The sequence below is a fragment of the Citrobacter meridianamericanus genome (assembly GCF_041320245.1).
Lineage (GTDB): Bacteria > Pseudomonadota > Gammaproteobacteria > Enterobacterales > Enterobacteriaceae > Citrobacter > Citrobacter meridianamericanus.
Genome location: NZ_CP101036.1, coordinates 4,755,963 through 4,775,926, shown reverse-complemented (window position 1 = coordinate 4,775,926; position 19,964 = coordinate 4,755,963). Strand labels below are relative to the sequence as shown.

Here is a 19,964-nt window from a genome sequence, read left to right as displayed (position 1 = left end):
GCAGCGATTCCTATGTTTAACTTTCGTCTTTTTTGTCGTCAACCAGCGGGCTGGCATCGTGTTCTGCTTCGATCTCTTCTTTCGTTAGCGGGGCAGGTTCTGCCTCTGGCGTCACGAAAGTCTCGGTCGAGATGGCCATTGGTTGGCCAATTTTTGTCACGGAAAGGTCCTGCAACTGCTCAACCAGGTTAACTTTGCCCGGTGCGAACAGGTTGATGACGGTGGAACCGAGCTTAAAGCGACCCATTTCCTGACCTTTCAGCAGCGCCACCGATCCTTCACTTTCGCCTTCCGGCCAGGTCCAGCGTTTAATGACGCCTTCACGCGGTGGGGTAATGGTGCCAGCCCAGGCGGTTTCAATACTGCCGACGATGGTCGCACCGACCAGAATCTGCACCATCGGACCAAATTCGGTATCAAACAAGCAGATTACGCGTTCGTTGCGTGCAAACAGGTTCGGCACGTTTTGCGCAGTCAGGATGTTTACAGAGAAGAGATCGCCCGGTACATACATCATTTCACGCAGGATACCGTTACACGGCATGTGTACACGGTGGTAATCGCGTGGAGACAAGTAAGTGGTCACAAACGTACCGTTGCGGAATTTGTCCGCCATCTGGTAGTTGCCGGCCAGCAGCGCTTCCAGGGTATAGCTGTGTCCTTTGGCCTGCAGCAGTTTGTCTTCTTCAATGTTACCTAACTGGTTAATCACACCGTCAGCAGGCATGACCAGAACGTTTGGATCGGTGTTGATCGGGCGTGCGTCATCGCGCAGCGGGCGAACAAAGAAGTCGTTAAAGGTGCGATAGCTTGCGGTGTCCGGCTTTTGTGCCTCTTTCATATCGACCTTGTAGTATTTCACGAACAGATCGATAACCAGTTTAGTTAGCCATCCAGCTCGTTTGCTTGCACCCCAACCCGCCAGGCGAGTGAGCCATAGTTTCGGCAGAATGTATTGTAGCGAAAGCTTAAATGAGTTTAACAAGGTAGCCTCCAGGCCATAATTTGTTCCCGATCCGGCATACGGGCCGGATCCTGAAAAAAGGGGGACGATTCTAGCGATGCTTAGCTTAGTTGTCAGTTGTCTGTATCAGAAAAGTTTTTACGCGTTTTTACCTGCGCCATGCTTTCCAGGATGCGGTGATAATTTTCAAACCGAGTTTCGGCTATGGCCCCTTTTTCTACAGCCTCACGGATAGCGCAGCCTGGATCGGTATCATGCTTGCAGTCGCGGTATTTGCAGTGGCCCAGGTAGTCATGGAATTCGACAAAGCCCTGCGTGATTTGTTCCGGCTCCAGATGCCACAACCCGAACTCACGAACGCCAGGGGAGTCGATCACGTCACCGCCATGCGGGAAATGATACAGACGAGAGGCCGTGGTGGTATGCTGTCCAAGGCCGGAGTTGTCGGAGACATCGTTGGTCAGGATCTCTTCCTGCAGCCCGAGAAGGTTATTAAGCAGGCTGGATTTCCCTACGCCCGACTGACCGGCAAAAATGCTGATGCGATCGGTTAATGCTTCTTCAAGTGGTTTCAGGCCGTCTTTAGTGCGGCTTGATACCATCAACACGCGATAGCCAATGTGGCGATAGATATCCATCTGTTCGTTAACAAAGGCCATGCCTTCGCCATCCAGCAGATCGATCTTATTCAGTACGATAATTGGTTCAACGTGTAGTGTTTCACAGGCTACAAGATACCGGTCGATAATATTGAGTGACAGCTCGGGTAAAATGGCTGAGACAATAACGATCTGGTTGATGTTGGCGGCAATGGGTTTCACCCCGTCGTAAAAATCGGGACGTGTCAGTACTGAGGTACGCTCGTGTACCGCCTCAACGATGCCTTTGACATTCACACCTTCTGCTGCCGCTTTACCCGGGCGCCAGACGACGCGATCGCCGGTAACCAGCGAGCGAATTGTACGGCGGATATTGCAGCGGTGAATCTCGCCGTCAGCGGATTCCACGTCGGCATGCATGCCAAAACGGCTGATAACGATGCCTTCGGCGGTTTCGCCAAACAGGTTGTCGTCGTAGTCTGGCTTCTCCGTGGACGATTTAAGACGACGCTGGTGATTGGCATTCACTCGGCGCTGTTGGCCTTTGGAGAGTTTATTCTTACTCAATCGGACTGGCTCCTGGTCGCCCATGATGGGCAAAACATTTATGATACACGCAATTTTAGACGAATATAGTCACACTGAATGTGACGCTGAAGGGTGGAAAATAGCATGAGTGCCAATGAAAACAACCTGATTTGGATCGATCTGGAGATGACTGGCCTGGATCCCGAGCGCGATCGCATTATTGAGATCGCCACGCTGGTGACGGATGCCGACCTGAATATTCTGGCTGAAGGACCGACAATTGCGGTGCACCAATCCGACGAACAACTGGCGTTAATGGATGACTGGAACGTACGTACACATACCGGTAGCGGGTTGGTGGATCGCGTGAAGGCAAGCACCATGGGAGATCGTGAAGCCGAATTAGCCACCCTGGCGTTTTTGAAAGAGTGGGTTCCAGAAGGAAAATCACCTATCTGCGGCAACAGCATCGGTCAGGATCGTCGTTTCCTGTTTAAATACATGCCGGAGCTGGAGGCGTATTTCCATTATCGCTATCTGGACGTCAGCACGCTCAAAGAGCTAGCGCGTCGCTGGAAGCCGGAAATTCTGGCTGGCTTCACCAAGCAGGGAACACATCAGGCTATGGACGATATTCGTGAATCGGTTGCCGAGCTTGCTTACTATCGCGAACATTTTATTAAGCTCTGATTTTGTTCTCCGGTGGCTTGCGTCACCGGGTTTTTGACGCTAAATTGTTCAGCTTGATTGTAAAGTAATCACTTGAACGGATTTTCGAAAAAAACGTATTCAGGGGGGTTGCAGCTAAACGGATTTCTCGTATAATGCGCCTCCCGTAACGACGCAGAAATGCGAATTACGACAGCAACAAATTTGCGGGAATAGCTCAGTTGGTAGAGCACGACCTTGCCAAGGTCGGGGTCGCGAGTTCGAGTCTCGTTTCCCGCTCCAAAATTTGAAAATGCTTGTAAAGCAAAGACACACCCAAGCGGGAATAGCTCAGTTGGTAGAGCACGACCTTGCCAAGGTCGGGGTCGCGAGTTCGAGTCTCGTTTCCCGCTCCAAAATTTGAAAGTGCTTATAAGCACAGACCACCAATCGCAGGATTTCGAATTGCGACAAGGCGGCAACTGAATGAGTCCTTAGGAGCTTACTGAAGTAAGTGACTCAGGCGAATGAAGGCAGCCAACGCAGTAGCGGTTCGAAAGACGAAGATTATGCGGGAATAGCTCAGTTGGTAGAGCACGACCTTGCCAAGGTCGGGGTCGCGAGTTCGAGTCTCGTTTCCCGCTCCAAATTCTTACCCCAATAAAAATATCCACAACGACTAATCGCGTTGGGGGCGTTTTGTTTCGTCATTGACATACTCTTGTAAACAGACTTATCCACAGGTCCGGGTATTGTTCCTCGAATACAAAAAACTTCGCTGGGTGAATAGTATCATTTTAAACATCTGAAATTATTGAATTAATTATCATTTCAAATTGTTAATGCGATCACTTGACGATTTTTTCCCTCTTGAATATCAATGTGTTTTTATTTTTATACACAAGCTGTGGATGACTTATGCGTCGCGCGGCAGACCCTTTTCAATGACCCTGACCAAACGTAGTTTCTTCGGTAACTGCACCTCAACTACGCTGGCATTCCGCTTCTCAATTTGCTGAGCAATCGCCCAGTCTATGTGTTCGTCGAGAAGTGGGTGCTCACTTCTTCGACTTTCCAGCGCGTGAATAACCGCTTCATCCCATGGGGCATTACCCAACGCAACGGCGATATTTCGCAGCCAGCGCAGGTGGCCAATACGGCGAATGGCAGAACCTTCCGTGACTTTTAAAAACCACGCTTCGCTCCAGCTAAACAGTTCAATTAACTCCGGGGCATGAAGTTGCTTGCGGGGGGAGAAGTCATCCTCTGTCGTCAACTGCGAATAGCGGTTCCACGGGCAGATGAGCTGACAATCATCGCAGCCATAAATTCGATTCCCCAGCAGAGGACGAAATTCTTCCGGGATCGCGCCTTCCAGTTCGATAGTGAGATACGAGATACAGCGGCGCGCATCTACCGTATAGGGTTCAACGATGGCCCCGGTTGGGCAGATGGTCATACAGGCAACGCACTTCCCGCAGCCTTCTTCGACTGGCTCATCGACCGGCAGGGGCACGTCGATCAGTAATTCCCCGAGGAAGAAAAATGAACCTGCTTCACGATTGAGGATAAGTGAGTGCTTACCTGTCCAGCCAAGCCCGGCTTTTTCCGCCAAAGGACGCTCAAGAATGGGCGCGGAATCGACAAAAGGTCTAAAATTCAGCGAAGCGCAGTGCTGTTGGATCTTCTCCCCCAGCTTTTTTAAGCGGTTACGCAGTAGCTTATGGTAGTCGCGTCCAAGCGCGTAACGGCTGACATAACCGAGTGAGGGATTTTTCAACGTGCCGGCAAAGGCTGCATTAGCAGGAAGATAGTTCATACGTACGCTGATGACGCGTAGAGTACCGGGTAACAATTCGTGAGGTCGGGCGCGCATCATGCCGTGACGAGCCATCCAGTCCATCTCGCCGTGGTATTGTTTATCCAGCCAGGCCTGCAGTTTGGGTTCCGCTTCGCTGAGGTCGGTATCGGCAATACCGACCTGCTGAAAGCCAAGCTCCAGCCCCCACTGCTTAATATTATGCGCTAACTGATTGAGATCGAGGGGCTCTGACATGACGGACCATACAATGAAGAAAAACCCCACAAGTATACCACACTCCATCTGGCACGCCGATGACATCAGGCGGATGGAGCGAGAGGCAGCAGACAGTTTAGGGCTGACGTTGTATGAGCTGATGCAACGAGCGGGAGAGGCGGCGTTTCAGGTCACACGCAAGGCATATCCGAATGCCCAACACTGGCTGGTGCTCTGCGGTCACGGCAACAACGGCGGTGATGGTTACGTGGTGGCAAGGCTTGCCAAAGCGCAGGGTTTTAATGTTACGTTGCTGGCGCACGAGAGTGATAAACCGCTCCCCGAGGAAGCACAGCAGGCGCACGACGCCTGGCTTAACGCTGGTGGCGTGATTCATGCTGCTGATATTAACTGGCCAGACAGCGTGGACGTCATTATTGATGCGCTGTCAGGTACTGGCTTAAAAAACGCGCCGCGTGAACCTCTCCCGGCGTTGATCGAACGTGCCAATAGCCACCCAGCCCCTACAATTGCAATCGACATTCCCTCCGGCCTGCTTGCGCAGACGGGGGCGACGCCGGGGGCAGTCATCAACGCTGCGCATACCGTTACCTTTATTGCGCTCAAGCCAGGTCTGCTCACCGGTAAAGCACGCGATGTCACCGGACGTCTGCATGTTAACGCACTCGGGCTGGACGACTGGCTGGCGGGGCAGAACGCGCCGCTGCAACGTTTTGATGCTCAACAGCTTGCGCACTGGCTAACGCCGCGTCGGCCCACCTCACACAAAGGCTCCCACGGTCGGCTGGTGATTATCGGCGGCGACCACGGCACGGCAGGTGCAATACGTATGGCCGGTGAAGCGGCGTTGCGTGCGGGAGCCGGGCTGGTCAAAGTATTGACGCGCAGTGAGAACATTGCGCCTGTTCTGACTGCCAGACCGGAACTGATGGTCGATGCGCTGACGCCGCAGACTCTGGAAGAGAGCCTGGCATGGGCGGATGTTGTGGTGATAGGACCAGGGCTTGGTCAGCAGGAGTGGGGCAAAAAAGCGCTGCAAAAAGTGGAGAATTTTCGCAAACCGATGCTCTGGGATGCGGATGCGCTGAACCTGCTGGCAATCAACCCCGATAAACGTCACAATCGCGTGATCACGCCGCATCCAGGTGAAGCCGCGCGACTGCTGGGCTGTTCCATTGCAGAAATTGAAGACGATCGCTTACTTTGTGCACAACGTCTGGTAAAACGGTACGGAGGCGTAGTAGTGCTGAAAGGCGCGGGTACGGTTGTTGCTGCTGAACAAGCTGAGTTAGGTATTATTGATACTGGCAATGCAGGGATGGCCAGCGGCGGAATGGGGGATGTGCTTTCCGGTATTATTGGCGCATTGCTCGGACAGAAGCTTACCCCGTATGATGCAGCATGTGCGGGATGTGTTGCGCACGGAGCGGCGGCGGATGTGCTGGCGGCGCGTTTTGGTACGCGCGGCATGCTGGCGACAGATCTCTTTACCACGCTACAGCGTATTGTTAACCCTGATGTGATTGACGTTTATCATGATGAATCGAGTAATTCCACTACCTGATGAGCAGGCGACTTTAGACCTGGGACTGCGGGTAGCCAAAGCCTGTGACGGCGCGACGGTTATATATTTGTACGGCGATCTGGGGGCGGGTAAAACCACTTTCAGCCGGGGATTCCTGCAGGCGTTAGGCCACAAAGGTAATGTAAAAAGCCCCACCTACACGCTGGTTGAACCCTATTCACTCGATAACTTGATGGTATATCACTTCGATCTGTACCGACTTGCGGACCCGGAGGAGCTGGAATTTATGGGGATCCGCGATTATTTTGCCAATGATGCCATCTGCCTGGTGGAATGGCCGCAACAAGGTAAAGGTGTGTTGCCAGACCCGGACGTCGAAATACACATTGAATATCAGGCGCAAGGTCGAGAGGCGCGCGTAAGCGCAATCTCCTCATCGGGTGAATTATTGCTGGCGCATTTAGCCGAATAACCTTAAGGGTGGCGGGATGATTTATTGCATCAGAAACTGGCTGATGGCAACCCTGGTCCTGCTGTGCACGCAGGCAGGGGCCGCCAGCCTCTCCGATCTTCAGGTTTCCAATGGCGATCAACAGGCGCGGATCACGCTGAGCTTTATTGGCGATCCTGAATACGCCGTGACCCAGGACGGGAAACGCACCGTCGCGTTTGATATTAAACAAACTGGTGTGATTCAGGGTTTACCACTGCTGTTTAGCGGCAATAATCTGGTGAAATCTATCCGTTCCGGCACGCCAAAAGATGCGCAGTCTCTGCGCCTGGTAGTGGATTTAACCGAGAACGGCAAAGCTGAAGCCGTTAAACGTCAGAACGGTGGCAATTATACCGTTGTGTTTACCATCAAAGCAGATGCGCCGCCGCCTCCACCTCCAGTGGTTGCTAAGCGTGTTGAAACGCCGGTTGTCGCCCCTCGTCCTGCCGAGCCTGCGCGTAACCCGTTTAAAGCGGAAAACGATCGCACCACGATGGTGACCAACAGTAATACCTCCACACGACCTGCGGCGCGCGCCAGCACCAGCAGCAGTGAAAAAGTGGTTATTGCCATTGATGCAGGGCACGGTGGGCAGGATCCGGGGGCGATTGGCCCTGGCGGTACGCGTGAGAAAAACGTCACGATTGCCGTGGCGCGCAAACTGCGTAGTTTGCTCAATGATGACCCGATGTTTAAAGGCGTACTCACCCGTGATGGCGATTACTTTATCTCGGTGATGGGGCGTTCAGACGTCGCGCGTAAACAAAATGCCAATTTCCTGGTCTCTATTCATGCGGATGCCGCGCCAAACCGGGATGCCACCGGCGCTTCCGTTTGGGTTCTGTCAAACCGTCGGGCAAACAGCGAGATGGCCGGCTGGCTGGAACAGCATGAGAAGCAATCAGAGCTTTTGGGCGGCGCGGGCGATGTGCTGGCAAACAGTCAGTCCGATCCTTATCTCAGTCAGGCCGTGCTGGATCTGCAATTCGGCCATTCGCAACGTGTCGGGTATGATGTGGCGACCAGCATGATCGGCCAGTTAGAACGTATTGGCTCGATGCATAAGCGTCGTCCTGAACATGCCAGTCTGGGGGTATTACGTTCGCCTGATATCCCGTCAGTGCTGGTTGAAACCGGCTTTATCAGTAACAACAGCGAAGAGCGTCTGTTGGCGAGTGATGATTATCAGCAGCAGCTGGCCGAGGCGATTTACAAAGGATTGCGTAACTATTTCCAGGCGCACCCAATGCAAACTGGGCCGCAGGGCGCACAGGCGCAAACCGCCAGTGCTGTATCGCCTGGTAACACGTTAACAAATTAAGGATTAGCCATGCCGATTCAGGTTCTACCGCCACAGCTGGCGAACCAGATTGCCGCAGGCGAGGTGGTAGAACGGCCTGCGTCAGTGGTGAAAGAGCTGGTGGAAAACAGCATTGATGCTGGTGCGACGCGCATTGATATTGATATAGAGCGCGGTGGTGCGAAGCTTATCCGTATTCGTGACAACGGCTGCGGGATTAAAAAAGACGAGTTGGCGTTAGCGCTGGCGCGCCATGCCACCAGTAAAATTGCCTCGCTTGACGATCTCGAGGCCATCGTGAGCCTCGGATTTCGCGGCGAAGCGCTGGCCAGTATCAGCTCCGTCTCTCGTTTAACCCTGACGTCGCGCACACAAGAGCAGCCTGAGGCCTGGCAAGCCTATGCTGAAGGGCGCGACATGGATGTGACGGTAAAACCTGCTGCGCATCCAGTGGGAACCACACTGGAGGTGTTAGATCTGTTCTACAACACCCCGGCGCGGCGCAAGTTTATGCGTACCGAAAAAACCGAATTTAATCATATTGATGAGATTATTCGTCGCATTGCCCTGGCACGTTTTGATGTGACGATTAATTTGTCACACAACGGTAAAGTGGTACGCCAGTACCGTGCAGTGGCTGCTGATGGACAGAAAGAGCGCCGACTGGGCGCGATTTGCGGCACGCCGTTTCTGGAACATGCGCTGGCGATTGAATGGCAGCATGGCGATTTAACGTTGCGCGGCTGGGTGGCCGATCCTAACCACACAACGGCAGCGCTGGCGGAAATCCAGTACTGCTATGTGAATGGCCGGATGATGCGCGATCGGCTGATCAACCATGCTATTCGTCAGGCCTGTGAAGATAAGCTGGGAGCCGATCAGCAACCCGCTTTTGTGTTGTATCTGGAAATCGACCCGCATCAGGTGGATGTTAACGTACATCCGGCCAAACATGAGGTCCGTTTTCATCAGTCCCGCCTGGTGCACGATTTTATTTATCAGGGCGTGTTGAGTGTTCTGCAACAGCAGCTTGAAACGTCGCTGCCGTTGGCTGATGACGATGAACCCGCCCCCAGGCACATTCCTGAAAACCGCGTTGCCGCCGGACGTAACCATTTTGCCGAACCGGCTCCCGTGCGTGAACCTGCGACACCGCGTTACTCCGCGTCCGCTGGTGGCGCAGGCCGTCAGGCGGCTAGCTGGCCTCATGCCCAACCTGGATACCAAAAGCAGCAGGGTGAAATTTATCAGCAACTGCTGCAGACGCCGGCTCCGCCGCGTAAAACGCCAGTCTCTGAAACACCATCGGCACCGCTGACCGGCAGCGCTCAGGGCTTTGGACGGGTGCTAACGATTGTCGGCGCAGACTGCGCGTTACTCGAATGCGATGGTCATATTCGGTTGCTGGCATTACCGGTGGCGGAACGTTGGCTGCGTCAGGCGCAGTTAACGCCAGACCAGGGGACCGTTTGCGCCCAGCCGTTGCTGATCCCTTTACGTTTAAAAGTCACCGCCGATGAAAAAGCGGCGCTGCAAAAAGGGCAGGGCCAACTGGCTGAGCTGGGCATTGAATTTCAACTGGATGCACAGCATGTGACCATCCGGGCGGTGCCTTTACCCTTACGCCAACAAAATTTACAAATCTTGATTCCTGAACTGATAGGCTACCTGGCGCAGCAGTCCGTATTCGAACCGGGCAATATTGCACAGTGGATTGCACGTAACCTGATGAGCGAGCATCCTCAGTGGAGCATGGCTCAGGCGATTACGCTGTTAGCGGATGTTGAGCGGCTTTGCCCACAACTCGTGAAGGCGCCGCCGGGTGGTCTGTTACAACCCGTTGATTTACATTCGGTAATGAATGCCCTGAAACATGAGTGATACCCGTAAGGCGAGCCTGCCAAAGGCGATTTTTTTGATGGGGCCAACGGCCTCTGGTAAAACGGCACTGGCAATTGAATTGCGTAAAGTTTTACCCATAGAGTTGATAAGCGTTGATTCCGCCCTTATTTACAAAGGGATGGATATCGGCACAGCCAAGCCTGATGCAGATGAATTACAGGCTGCGCCGCACCGATTGCTGGATATTCGCGATCCGTCGCAAGCATATTCTGCGGCGGATTTTCGCCGCGATGCGTTAGCCGAGATGGCCGATATTACCGCTGCGGGGCGTATCCCGCTGCTGGTGGGCGGTACAATGTTATATTTTAAAGCCTTGCTTGAAGGGCTGTCGCCGTTACCGTCGGCGGACCCGGAAGTCAGGGCCAGAATTGAGCAGCAGGCTGCAGAGCTTGGGTGGGACGCGTTGCACCGACAGCTTCAGGAAATCGATCCAGTGGCAGCGGCGCGTATTCATCCAAATGATCCGCAAAGACTTTCCCGGGCACTGGAAGTTTTTTTCATTTCGGGTAAAACTTTAACGGAGCTGACGCAAACGTCAGGAGATGCTTTGCCGTATCAGGTGCATCAGTTTGCAATCGCCCCGGCGAGCCGTGAACTGCTCCATCAGCGAATTGAGCAGCGTTTTCATCAGATGTTAGCTTCAGGTTTTGAAGCAGAAGTCCGGGCGCTTTTTGCCCGAGGAGATTTGCATACGGATTTGCCTTCCATTCGTTGTGTAGGGTATCGCCAGATGTGGTCATACATTGAAGGCGAAATTTCATACGATGAAATGGTTTATAGAGGTGTTTGCGCCACGAGGCAGTTGGCGAAGCGACAGATAACCTGGTTGCGTGGTTGGGAAGGCGTGCATTGGCTTGACAGTGAAAAGCCTGACCAGGCGCGAAACGAAGTATTACAGGTTGTTGGTGCTATCGCGAACTGAATGTGTACAATTGAAACGTATCGTGCGCAATTTTTCAGAATCGAAAGGTTCAAAGTACAAATAAGCATATAAGGAAAAGAGAGAATGGCTAAGGGGCAATCTTTACAAGATCCGTTCCTGAACGCACTGCGTCGGGAACGTGTTCCAGTTTCTATTTATTTGGTGAATGGTATTAAGCTGCAAGGTCAAATCGAGTCTTTTGATCAGTTCGTGATCCTGTTGAAAAACACGGTCAGCCAGATGGTTTATAAGCACGCGATTTCTACTGTTGTCCCGTCTCGCCCGGTTTCTCATCACAGCAATAATGCCACCGGCGGCACTGGCAGCAACTACCATCACGGTAGCAACGCGCAAGGTTCATCTGCGCAACAGGACAGCGAAGAAACCGAATAAGGTTGTCTGCTGTTTTACACACGGGGAGCCAGCGATCCTGCGTTCCCCGTTGATACATATTAAGGGGTTGACGCTTGTTTGACCGTTATGATGCCGGTGAGCAGGCGGTACTGGTACACATCTATTTTTCGCAAGACAAAGATATGGAAGACCTCCAGGAGTTTGAATCTCTGGTTTCTTCCGCCGGTGTCGAAGCAATGCAGGTGATTACCGGGAGCCGTAAAGCACCGCACCCGAAGTATTTTGTTGGTGAAGGTAAGGCAATCGAAATTGCCGAAGCCGTAAAAGCGACTGGCGCTGCGGTGGTGATTTTTGATCATGCTCTAAGCCCCGCCCAGGAACGTAACCTGGAACAGTTGTGCCAGTGTCTTGTTATCGACAGGACAGGCCTTATTTTAGATATTTTTGCCCAGCGTGCGCGCACCCATGAGGGTAAGTTGCAGGTTGAGCTGGCGCAGTTGCGCCATATGGCTACGCGTCTGGTCCGTGGCTGGACCCACCTTGAAAGGCAAAAAGGCGGGATTGGTTTGCGCGGTCCGGGTGAAACCCAGCTCGAAACCGACCGTCGTTTGCTGCGTAATCGCATTTTGCAAATACAGTCGCGCCTGGAAAAAGTTGAAAAGCAACGTGAGCAGGGGCGACAGTCGCGCAAGAAAGCGGATGTCCCAACCGTATCACTGGTGGGATATACCAACGCCGGAAAATCCACCCTGTTCAACCAGATTACCGAAGCCCGGGTTTACGCAGCGGATCAGCTGTTTGCAACTCTGGACCCGACGCTGCGCCGAATAGACGTAGCGGACGTCGGTGAAACTGTGCTGGCGGATACCGTAGGGTTTATCCGTCATTTACCGCACGACCTGGTGGCGGCGTTTAAAGCCACCCTGCAGGAAACACGTCAGGCGACATTGCTGCTGCACGTTATTGATGCAGCAGATTTTCGTGTGCAGGAAAACATCGAGGCCGTCGACACGGTGCTCGAAGAGATCGATGCTCACGAGATCCCGACCCTGCTGGTGATGAATAAAATCGATATGCTGGAAGATTTTGAGCCGCGTATCGACAGAGATGAAGAAAATAAACCGATTCGCGTTTGGGTTTCAGCGCAAACGGGAATAGGTATACCACAGCTTTTTCAGGCTTTGACTGAGCGACTTTCCGGTGAGGTGGCGCAGCATACGTTGCGTTTGCCGCCGCAGGAAGGGCGTCTGAGAAGCCGGTTTTATCAACTTCAGGCAATAGAAAAAGAGTGGATGGAGGAGGACGGCAGCGTAGGTCTGCAGGTTCGTATGCCGATCGTAGACTGGCGTCGCCTCTGTAAACAAGAACCGGCACTGGAAGACTATGTTGTCTGATCTGACGGATATGGCCTGAAGATTTTTTCGCCTCTATACCTTGTGGATTTTGTGCGGCAGGAAGGCGGCAAGTCCTGAAATCTCCAGCTGCATAGTCAACTATGTGACTGGAGTTGAGGGACGTAGCCAACGCATCGGCAGCGCAAAAGACGCAGGTATAGCATCGCATAACAAATATGGAGCACAAAAATGGCGTGGAATCAGCCCGGTAATAACGGACAAGACCGCGACCCGTGGGGAAGCAGCAAACCTGGCGGCAACTCTGAGGGAAATGGAAACAAAGGTGGTCGCGATCAGGGACCTCCCGATCTGGATGATATCTTCCGCAAACTGAGCAAAAAGCTCGGTGGTCTGGGTGGCGGTAAAGGTACTGGTTCTGGCGGCGGTAGTTCATCGCAAGGCCCGCGTCCTCAATTGGGCGGTCGGGTCTTTGCTATCGCAGCGGCAGCTATCGTCATTATCTGGGCGGCCAGCGGTTTCTACACCATTAAAGAAGCGGAACGCGGCGTGGTGACACGCTTCGGTAAATTCAGCCATTTGGTTGAGCCGGGTCTGAACTGGAAACCGACCTTTATCGATGAAGTGACCCCGGTTAACGTTGAAGCCGTGCGTGAACTTGCCGCATCCGGCGTCATGCTGACCTCTGACGAAAACGTCGTACGCGTTGAAATGAACGTGCAGTATCGTGTGACCGATCCGCAGCGTTACCTGTTTAGCGTAACCAGCGCGGATGACAGCCTGCGTCAGGCAACCGACAGCGCCCTGCGTGGTGTTATCGGTAAATACACTATGGACCGTATCCTGACTGAAGGCCGTACCGTTATTCGTAGCGATACCCAGCGTGAACTGGAAGAAACGATCCGTCCGTACAACATGGGTATCACTCTGCTGGACGTCAACTTCCAGGCCGCACGTCCGCCGGAAGAAGTAAAAGCCGCGTTTGACGATGCTATCGCAGCACGTGAAAACGAACAGCAGTACATTCGTGAAGCAGAAGCGTACACCAACGAAGTGCAGCCGCGTGCAAACGGTCAGGCGCAGCGTATTCTGGAAGAAGCGCGAGCTTACAAAACGCAAACCATCCTGGAAGCACAGGGTGAAGTGGCTCGTTTCGCAAAAATTCTGCCGGAATATAAAGCCGCGCCGCAAATTACCCGCGAGCGTCTGTATATCGAGACCATGGAAAAAGTGTTGAGCAATACCCGCAAAGTCCTGGTTAACGATAAAGGCAGCAATCTGATGGTTCTACCGCTGGATCAAATGCTGAAGGGCGGCAGTGCGCCGGCAGCAAAGACTGACAGCAGTTCAAACCTGCTGCGTCTGCCGCCAGCAGCGACTTCCAGTACTGGAGCAAGCAATACTTCGTCCACCAGTCAGGGCGATATTATGGACCAACGCCGCGCGAATGCGCAGCGTAACGACTACCAGCGTCAGGGGGAATAACGATGCGTAAGTCAGTTATTGCGATTATCATCATCGTTCTGGTAGTTCTGTTCATGTCTGTCTTTGTGGTCAAAGAAGGCGAGCGCGGTATTACTCTGCGCTTTGGTAAAGTACTACGTGACGATGAAAACAAGCCGCTGGTTGTTGCACCAGGCCTGCACTTCAAGATTCCGTTTATTGAATCAGTGAAGATGCTGGATGCGCGTATTCAGACCATGGACAACCAGGCCGATCGCTTTGTCACCAAAGAGAAGAAAGACCTGATCGTTGACTCCTACATTAAGTGGCGTATCAGTGACTTTAGCCGTTACTACCTGGCAACGGGCGGTGGTGATGTTTCTCAGGCAGAAGTCCTGCTGAAACGTAAGTTCTCTGACCGTCTGCGTTCTGAAATTGGTCGTCTGGACGTGAAAGACATCGTTACCGACTCCCGCGGTCGTCTGACCCTGGAAGTGCGTGACGCGCTGAACTCCGGTTCTGCTGGCACGGAAGATGAAGTCGCGACGCCGGCGGCGGACAGCGCAATTGCCGAAGCGGCTGAGCGTGTTCAGGCTGAAACGAAAGGTAAAGTACCGGTCATCAACCCGAACAGTATGGCGGCATTGGGGATTGAAGTGGTTGACGTGCGTATTAAGCAAATCAACCTGCCTGCTGAAGTGTCCGAGGCTATCTACAACCGTATGCGCGCTGAGCGTGAAGCGGTAGCGCGTCGCCATCGTTCACAAGGTCAGGAAGAAGCGGAAAAACTGCGCGCGACGGCAGACTATGAAGTCACCAAAACGCTGGCAGAATCTGAGCGCCAGGGCCGCATAATGCGCGGTGAGGGCGATGCAGAAGCCGCTAAATTGTTTGCCGATGCGTTCAGCCAGGATCCTGACTTCTACGCCTTCATCCGTAGCCTGCGTGCGTACGAGAAGAGCTTCGAAGGTAATCAGGACGTGATGGTCATGAGCCCGGACAGCGATTTCTTCCGCTACATGAAGACGCCGAATACCGCGACACGCTAATAGCGTTCCAGCGGTTTAAAAACCAGCAAAACCACCGGCATCCCCAGGATGCGGTGGTTTTCTTTTTATAAAAGGACGATGGATGAATTCAACAATTTTGCTGGCGCTCGCACTGGTTCTGGTGCTGGAAGGCCTGGGACCGATGCTTTATCCCGGCGCGTGGAAGAAAATGATCTCCGCAATGGCGCAGCTTCCTGAAAATACTTTACGTCGTTTTGGTGGAGGTCTTGTGGTTGCGGGCGTTGTGGTCTACTACATGTTGAGGAAAACGATTGGCTGATCAATTAGTAGCCTATTTTGCGGATTTTCGCATGCAAAAAGTGCTGTATATCTGAAAAAGCGGTGGTAGAATCCATTTTTAAGCAAACGGTGATTTTGAAAAATGGGTAACAACGTCGTCGTACTGGGCACCCAATGGGGTGACGAAGGTAAAGGGAAGATCGTCGATCTTCTGACTGAACGGGCTAAATATGTTGTGCGCTACCAGGGTGGTCACAACGCAGGCCATACTCTCGTAATCAACGGTGAAAAAACCGTCCTCCATCTTATTCCATCAGGTATTCTTCGCGAGAATGTCATCAGCATCATCGGTAACGGTGTTGTGCTGTCTCCGTCCGCGCTGATGAAAGAAATGAAAGGACTGGAAGATCGTGGTATCCCGGTTCGCGAGCGCCTGCTGTTGTCTGAAGCTTGTCCGCTGATCCTTGATTATCACGTGGCGTTAGATAACGCTCGTGAGAAAGCGCGTGGCGAGAAAGCGATCGGTACTACCGGTCGTGGTATCGGTCCTGCTTATGAAGACAAAGTGGCACGTCGCGGTCTGCGCGTTGGCGATCTGTTTGATAAAGCAACCTTCGCTGAAAAACTGAAAGAAGTGATGGAATATCACAACTTCCAGCTGGTGAATTTCTATAAAGTTGAAGCGGTTGACTACCAGAAAGTGCTGGATGATGTGATGGCGATTGCCGACATCCTGACCTCGATGGTTGTTGATGTTTCCGATCTGCTGGACCAGGCGCGTAAGCGTGGCGATTTCGTCATGTTCGAAGGCGCGCAGGGTACGCTGCTGGATATCGACCACGGTACCTATCCGTACGTAACGTCTTCCAACACTACCGCAGGTGGTGTGGCGACCGGCTCCGGCCTGGGTCCACGTTATGTGGATTACGTTCTGGGTATCATCAAAGCTTACTCTACACGTGTCGGTGCGGGTCCGTTCCCGACTGAGCTGTTTGATGACGTTGGTGAGTTCTTGTGCAAACAAGGTAACGAGTATGGCGCGACCACCGGTCGTCGTCGTCGCACCGGTTGGCTGGACTCCGTTGCTGTACGTCGCGCAGTACAGATTAACTCCCTGTCTGGCTTCTGCCTGACCAAACTGGACGTACTGGACGGTTTGAAAGAGGTGAAAATCTGTGTCGCTTACCGTATGCCAGATGGTCGTGAAGTGACCACGACTCCGCTGGCAGCTGACGACTGGAAAGGTATTGAGCCGATTTACGAAACCATGCCGGGCTGGTCTGAATCCACCTTCGGCGTGAAGGAACGTAGCGGTCTGCCGCAGGCAGCACTGAACTACATCAAGCGTATTGAAGAACTGACCGGTGTGCCGATTGATATTATCTCAACTGGCCCAGACCGTACCGAAACCATGATCCTGCGCGACCCGTTCGACGCATAATTCTGGTTATAGCGTGGCGTCGAATGGCGCTGCGCTTGCACTATCTTAGGCCGGATGGAGCGCTTTGTATTAGAATCCGGCTTAAATTCACGTAAGTTCCTCGCTTTTTTCCTTCCTGAATTGAAATAAATTAGCGACCTGGCTGGTGGCTGGTTTATCATCAATGTAATTAATACCACCAGGTTTATCCGTTTTATCCCTTTTCCTGAGGTTGATGTGCAGTTAACAAGTTTCACCGATTACGGATTACGTGCGCTAATCTACATGGCGTCACTTCCCGAAGGACGTATGACCAGTATTTCTGAGGTGACAGAAGTCTACGGCGTGTCCCGTAATCATATGGTCAAAATAATCAATCAACTTAGCCGGGCGGGCTTTGTTACTGCTATTCGTGGAAAAAATGGCGGTATCCGCTTGGGTAAACCGGCTAAAGCTATTGGTATTGGTGATGTGGTTCGCGAGCTCGAACCTCTATCGTTGGTCAATTGTAGCAGCGAGTTTTGCCATATTACCCCGGCCTGTCGACTCAAACAGGCGCTTTCTAAGGCAGTGCAAAGTTTTCTCACGGAACTGGACAACTACACACTTGCTGATTTGGTTGAAGAAAATCAACCGCTTTATAAATTATTGCTGGTGGAGTGACGAAAATCTTCATCAGAGCTGACAATGGAGGAACCTCAATGTCACAAGATCCTTTCCAGGAACGCGAAGCAGAAAAATACGCGAATCCTATCCCGAGCCGGGAATTTATCCTCGAACATTTAACTAAACGTGAAAAACCGGCCAACCGCGATGAGCTGGCCGCTGAACTCAACATTGAAGGTGAAGAGCAGCAAGAAGCGTTGCGTCGTCGCCTGCGCGCCATGGAGCGTGACGGACAACTGGTCTTCACCCGCCGCCAGTGCTATGCGCTGCCGGAACGTCTTGACCTGCTGAAAGGTACCGTTATTGGCCACCGTGATGGCTACGGCTTTCTGCGCGTTGAAGGCCGTAAAGATGACTTGTACCTGTCCAGCGAGCAGATGAAAACCTGTATTCATGGCGATCAGGTACTGGCACAACCGCTGGGCGCAGATCGTAAAGGTCGTCGCGAAGCGCGTATTGTGCGCGTCCTGGTGCCAAAAACCAGCCAGATTGTCGGTCGCTACTTTACCGACGCTGGCGTTGGGTTTGTTGTCCCTGACGATAGCCGCCTGAGCTTCGATATCCTGATCCCGCCGGAAGAGATTATGGGGGCGCGTATGGGCTTTGTGGTCGTGGTTGAACTGACCCAGCGTCCGACTCGTCGCACCAAAGCGGTGGGTAAAATTGTTGAAGTCCTGGGCGACAACATGGGAACCAGCATGGCCGTAGATATGGCTCTGCGTACTCATGAAATCCCGTATATCTGGCCGCAGGCGGTCGAAAAACAGGTCGCCGGGCTGAAAGAAGAAGTGCCGGAAGAAGCGAAAGTCGGACGTGTCGATCTGCGCTCACTGCCGCTGGTGACTATCGATGGTGAAGATGCGCGTGACTTCGACGATGCGGTTTACTGCGAAAAGAAACGTGGCGGCGGCTGGCGTTTATGGGTGGCGATTGCTGACGTAAGCTATTATGTTCGCCCGCCGACTCCGCTGGACCAGGAAGCCCGCAGCCGTGGCACATCCGTCTACTTCCCGTCGCAGGTTGTTCCGATGCTGCCGGAAGTGCTGTCTAACGGATTGTGTTCTCTCAACCCGCAGGTGGACAGGTTGTGTATGGTCTGCGAAATGACCATTTCGTCGAAAGGCCGTTTAACCGGCTTTAAATTCTACGAAGCGGTCATGAGCTCCCATGCGCGTCTGACCTACACCAAGGTCTGGCATATGCTGCAGGGGGACCAGGAACTGCGTGAGCAGTACGCGCCGTTGGTTAAACACATTGAAGAGTTGCACAACCTCTACAAAGTGCTGGATAAAGCGCGAGAAGAGCGTGGCGGTATCTCGTTTGAAAGTGAAGAAGCGAAGTTTATCTTCAATGCTGAACGCCGTATTGAGCGTATTGAGCAGACACAACGTAATGATGCGCACAAACTGATTGAAGAGTGCATGATCATGGCGAACATCTCCGCGGCGCGATTCGTTGAGAAAGCCAAAGAACCCGCGCTGTTCCGTATTCATGATAAGCCGACGACCGAAGCGATTAACTCGTTCCGTTCCGTACTGGCGGAGTTGGGGCTGGAGCTGCCAGGCGGCAACAAACCGGAGCCACGTGATTACGCGGAGCTGCTGGAGTCGATTGCTGACCGTCCTGACGCTGAAATGCTGCAAACCATGCTGCTGCGTTCGATGAAGCAGGCGATTTACGATCCGGAAAACCGCGGACACTTTGGTCTGGCGCTGCAATCTTATGCGCACTTTACCTCGCCGATCCGTCGTTACCCGGATCTCTCCTTGCACCGGGCGATTAAGTATCTGCTGGCGCAGGAGCAGGGCCATAAGGGCAACACCACGGAAACGGGTGGCTACCATTATTCGATGGAAGAGATGCTGCAACTGGGTCAGCACTGTTCGATGGCCGAGCGCCGTGCTGACGAAGCCACGCGCGATGTCTCTGACTGGTTGAAGTGCGACTTCATGCTGGATCAGGTAGGGAATGTCTTCAAAGGCGTGATCGCCAGCGTCACCGGATTTGGCTTCTTTGTCCGTCTTGATGAGTTGTTTATCGACGGTCTGGTGCATGTCTCCTCCCTGGATAACGACTACTATCGTTTCGACCAGGTTGGGCAGCGCCTGACGGGTGAATCCAGCGGTCAAATGTATCGCCTGGGCGATCGGGTGGAAGTTCGTGTAGAAGCGGTCAATATGGACGAGCGTAAAATCGACTTCAGTTTGATCTCCAGCGAACGTGCACCGCGCAATGAAGGCAAAACCGCGCGCGAAAAAGCGAAAAAAGGTGATGCAGGTAAAAATACCGGTAAACGTCGTCAGATGGGCAAAAAGGTGAATTTCGAGCCGGACAGCGCTTTCCGCGGCGAGAAGAAAGGCAGAGCCAAACCTCAGGCGGATAAGAAAACGGCTGAGAAGAAAGGCGACAAAAAAGCGAAAAAGCCATCGGCAAAAACGCTTAAAATCGCTGCCGCCACCAAAGCTAAACGTGCGTCGAAAAAGAAAGTCGCACAATAACAGCCATAAACAGTAAGTCGGGC

Annotated in this window: 17 protein-coding genes and 3 tRNA genes; 17 read left to right on the top strand and 3 right to left on the bottom strand. The window is 52.9% G+C overall.

The features are described 5' to 3' along the window. Positions 1-16 precede the first annotated feature (16 nt). A complete protein-coding gene (gene asd, locus NMD08_RS23260) occupies positions 17-985 on the bottom strand; it encodes an archaetidylserine decarboxylase (RefSeq protein WP_151217331.1) in 969 nt (322 codons plus the stop codon). 92 nt (positions 986-1,077) lie between these two features. Beyond that, positions 1,078-2,130 (bottom strand): small ribosomal subunit biogenesis GTPase RsgA, encoded by a 1,053-nt coding sequence (gene rsgA / locus NMD08_RS23255; protein WP_252838498.1) that lies wholly within the window; start codon positions 2,128-2,130, stop codon positions 1,078-1,080. A gap of 105 nt (positions 2,131-2,235) precedes the next feature. Between rsgA and orn the strand changes: the two genes are divergently transcribed. From orn to NMD08_RS23235, 4 genes are all read left to right on the top strand, one after another. Next, on the top strand, positions 2,236-2,781 hold the full coding sequence (gene orn / locus NMD08_RS23250; RefSeq protein ID WP_151217332.1) for an oligoribonuclease: 546 nt from the start codon (positions 2,236-2,238) through the stop codon (positions 2,779-2,781). A gap of 185 nt (positions 2,782-2,966) precedes the next feature. After that, positions 2,967-3,042: transfer RNA gene (locus NMD08_RS23245), tRNA-Gly, on the top strand. 37 nt (positions 3,043-3,079) lie between these two features. Next, positions 3,080-3,155 (top strand) — tRNA-Gly (locus NMD08_RS23240). 155 nt (positions 3,156-3,310) lie between these two features. Further along, positions 3,311-3,386 (top strand) — tRNA-Gly (locus NMD08_RS23235). A 269-nt stretch (positions 3,387-3,655) separates the two neighbouring features. Here the strand turns inward: NMD08_RS23235 and queG are convergent. After that, complete coding sequence (queG, locus tag NMD08_RS23230) at positions 3,656-4,795, bottom strand: tRNA epoxyqueuosine(34) reductase QueG (RefSeq protein WP_286542384.1); 1,140 nt, start codon at positions 4,793-4,795, stop codon at positions 3,656-3,658. Between queG and nnr the strand changes: the two genes are divergently transcribed. The 13 genes from nnr (at position 4,794) to rnr (ending at position 19,941) form a co-directional block, all read left to right on the top strand. After that, positions 4,794-6,341, top strand: coding sequence for a bifunctional ADP-dependent NAD(P)H-hydrate dehydratase/NAD(P)H-hydrate epimerase (gene nnr / locus NMD08_RS23225; protein WP_370619161.1), 1,548 nt, complete (start codon positions 4,794-4,796; stop codon positions 6,339-6,341). The two genes, queG and nnr, sit on opposite strands and share 2 nt — an antisense overlap. Next, complete coding sequence (tsaE, locus tag NMD08_RS23220) at positions 6,313-6,774, top strand: tRNA (adenosine(37)-N6)-threonylcarbamoyltransferase complex ATPase subunit type 1 TsaE (RefSeq protein WP_187259221.1); 462 nt, start codon at positions 6,313-6,315, stop codon at positions 6,772-6,774. The genes nnr and tsaE overlap by 29 nt, the downstream gene beginning before the upstream one ends. Before the next feature lie 16 nt (positions 6,775-6,790). After that, a complete protein-coding gene (amiB, locus tag NMD08_RS23215; protein WP_187259220.1) occupies positions 6,791-8,116 on the top strand; it encodes an N-acetylmuramoyl-L-alanine amidase AmiB in 1,326 nt (441 codons plus the stop codon). Between the two features lie 9 nt (positions 8,117-8,125). Then, entirely contained in the window at positions 8,126-9,976 is a 1,851-nt protein-coding gene (gene mutL, locus NMD08_RS23210) for a DNA mismatch repair endonuclease MutL (protein WP_187253600.1), read from the top strand. Beyond that, entirely contained in the window at positions 9,969-10,919 is a 951-nt protein-coding gene (miaA, locus tag NMD08_RS23205; RefSeq protein WP_151217341.1) for a tRNA (adenosine(37)-N6)-dimethylallyltransferase MiaA, read from the top strand. The genes mutL and miaA overlap by 8 nt, the downstream gene beginning before the upstream one ends. Before the next feature lie 84 nt (positions 10,920-11,003). After that, positions 11,004-11,312: an RNA chaperone Hfq gene (gene hfq / locus NMD08_RS23200; protein WP_003025584.1), complete on the top strand. Its 309-nt coding sequence runs from the start codon at positions 11,004-11,006 to the stop codon at positions 11,310-11,312. 74 nt (positions 11,313-11,386) lie between these two features. After that, positions 11,387-12,667, top strand: a complete 1,281-nt coding sequence (gene hflX / locus NMD08_RS23195; RefSeq protein WP_151217343.1) for a ribosome rescue GTPase HflX — start codon at positions 11,387-11,389, stop codon at positions 12,665-12,667. 189 nt (positions 12,668-12,856) lie between these two features. After that, positions 12,857-14,110, top strand: coding sequence for an FtsH protease activity modulator HflK (hflK, locus tag NMD08_RS23190; protein WP_151217345.1), 1,254 nt, complete (start codon positions 12,857-12,859; stop codon positions 14,108-14,110). 2 nt (positions 14,111-14,112) lie between these two features. Then, the gene (gene hflC, locus NMD08_RS23185; protein WP_151217347.1) at positions 14,113-15,117 is read left to right on the top strand and encodes a protease modulator HflC; all 1,005 of its coding nucleotides are present in this window, start codon (positions 14,113-14,115) and stop codon (positions 15,115-15,117) included. A gap of 82 nt (positions 15,118-15,199) precedes the next feature. Further along, positions 15,200-15,397 carry a DUF2065 family protein gene (locus NMD08_RS23180; protein WP_006686310.1) on the top strand — a complete coding sequence of 66 codons (198 nt, stop codon included), beginning with the start codon at positions 15,200-15,202 and terminating at the stop codon, positions 15,395-15,397. 102 nt (positions 15,398-15,499) lie between these two features. Next, positions 15,500-16,798, top strand: a complete 1,299-nt coding sequence (purA, locus tag NMD08_RS23175; protein ID WP_003025606.1) for an adenylosuccinate synthase — start codon at positions 15,500-15,502, stop codon at positions 16,796-16,798. A gap of 216 nt (positions 16,799-17,014) precedes the next feature. After that, entirely contained in the window at positions 17,015-17,440 is a 426-nt protein-coding gene (nsrR, locus tag NMD08_RS23170) for a nitric oxide-sensing transcriptional repressor NsrR (protein WP_005134424.1), read from the top strand. 38 nt (positions 17,441-17,478) lie between these two features. After that, positions 17,479-19,941 (top strand): ribonuclease R, encoded by a 2,463-nt coding sequence (rnr, locus tag NMD08_RS23165; RefSeq protein ID WP_210904351.1) that lies wholly within the window; start codon positions 17,479-17,481, stop codon positions 19,939-19,941. Positions 19,942-19,964: the final 23 nt, after the last annotated feature.

Bases quoted from the DNA above. Each gene is read 5' to 3' on its own strand.
- orn (WP_151217332.1), top strand. From the start codon at position 2,236: ATGAGTGCCAATGAAAACAACCTGATTTGGATCGATCTGGAGATGACT.
- nnr (WP_370619161.1), top strand. From the start codon at position 4,794: ATGACGGACCATACAATGAAGAAAAACCCCACAAGTATACCACACTCC.
- queG (WP_286542384.1), bottom strand. From the start codon at position 4,795: ATGTCAGAGCCCCTCGATCTCAATCAGTTAGCGCATAATATTAAGCAG.
- tsaE (WP_187259221.1), top strand. From the start codon at position 6,313: ATGATGAATCGAGTAATTCCACTACCTGATGAGCAGGCGACTTTAGAC.
- amiB (WP_187259220.1), top strand. From the start codon at position 6,791: ATGATTTATTGCATCAGAAACTGGCTGATGGCAACCCTGGTCCTGCTG.
- mutL (WP_187253600.1), top strand. From the start codon at position 8,126: ATGCCGATTCAGGTTCTACCGCCACAGCTGGCGAACCAGATTGCCGCA.
- miaA (WP_151217341.1), top strand. From the start codon at position 9,969: ATGAGTGATACCCGTAAGGCGAGCCTGCCAAAGGCGATTTTTTTGATG.
- hfq (WP_003025584.1), top strand. From the start codon at position 11,004: ATGGCTAAGGGGCAATCTTTACAAGATCCGTTCCTGAACGCACTGCGT.
- hflK (WP_151217345.1), top strand. From the start codon at position 12,857: ATGGCGTGGAATCAGCCCGGTAATAACGGACAAGACCGCGACCCGTGG.
- hflC (WP_151217347.1), top strand. From the start codon at position 14,113: ATGCGTAAGTCAGTTATTGCGATTATCATCATCGTTCTGGTAGTTCTG.
- NMD08_RS23180 (WP_006686310.1), top strand. From the start codon at position 15,200: ATGAATTCAACAATTTTGCTGGCGCTCGCACTGGTTCTGGTGCTGGAA.
- purA (WP_003025606.1), top strand. From the start codon at position 15,500: ATGGGTAACAACGTCGTCGTACTGGGCACCCAATGGGGTGACGAAGGT.
- rnr (WP_210904351.1), top strand. From the start codon at position 17,479: ATGTCACAAGATCCTTTCCAGGAACGCGAAGCAGAAAAATACGCGAAT.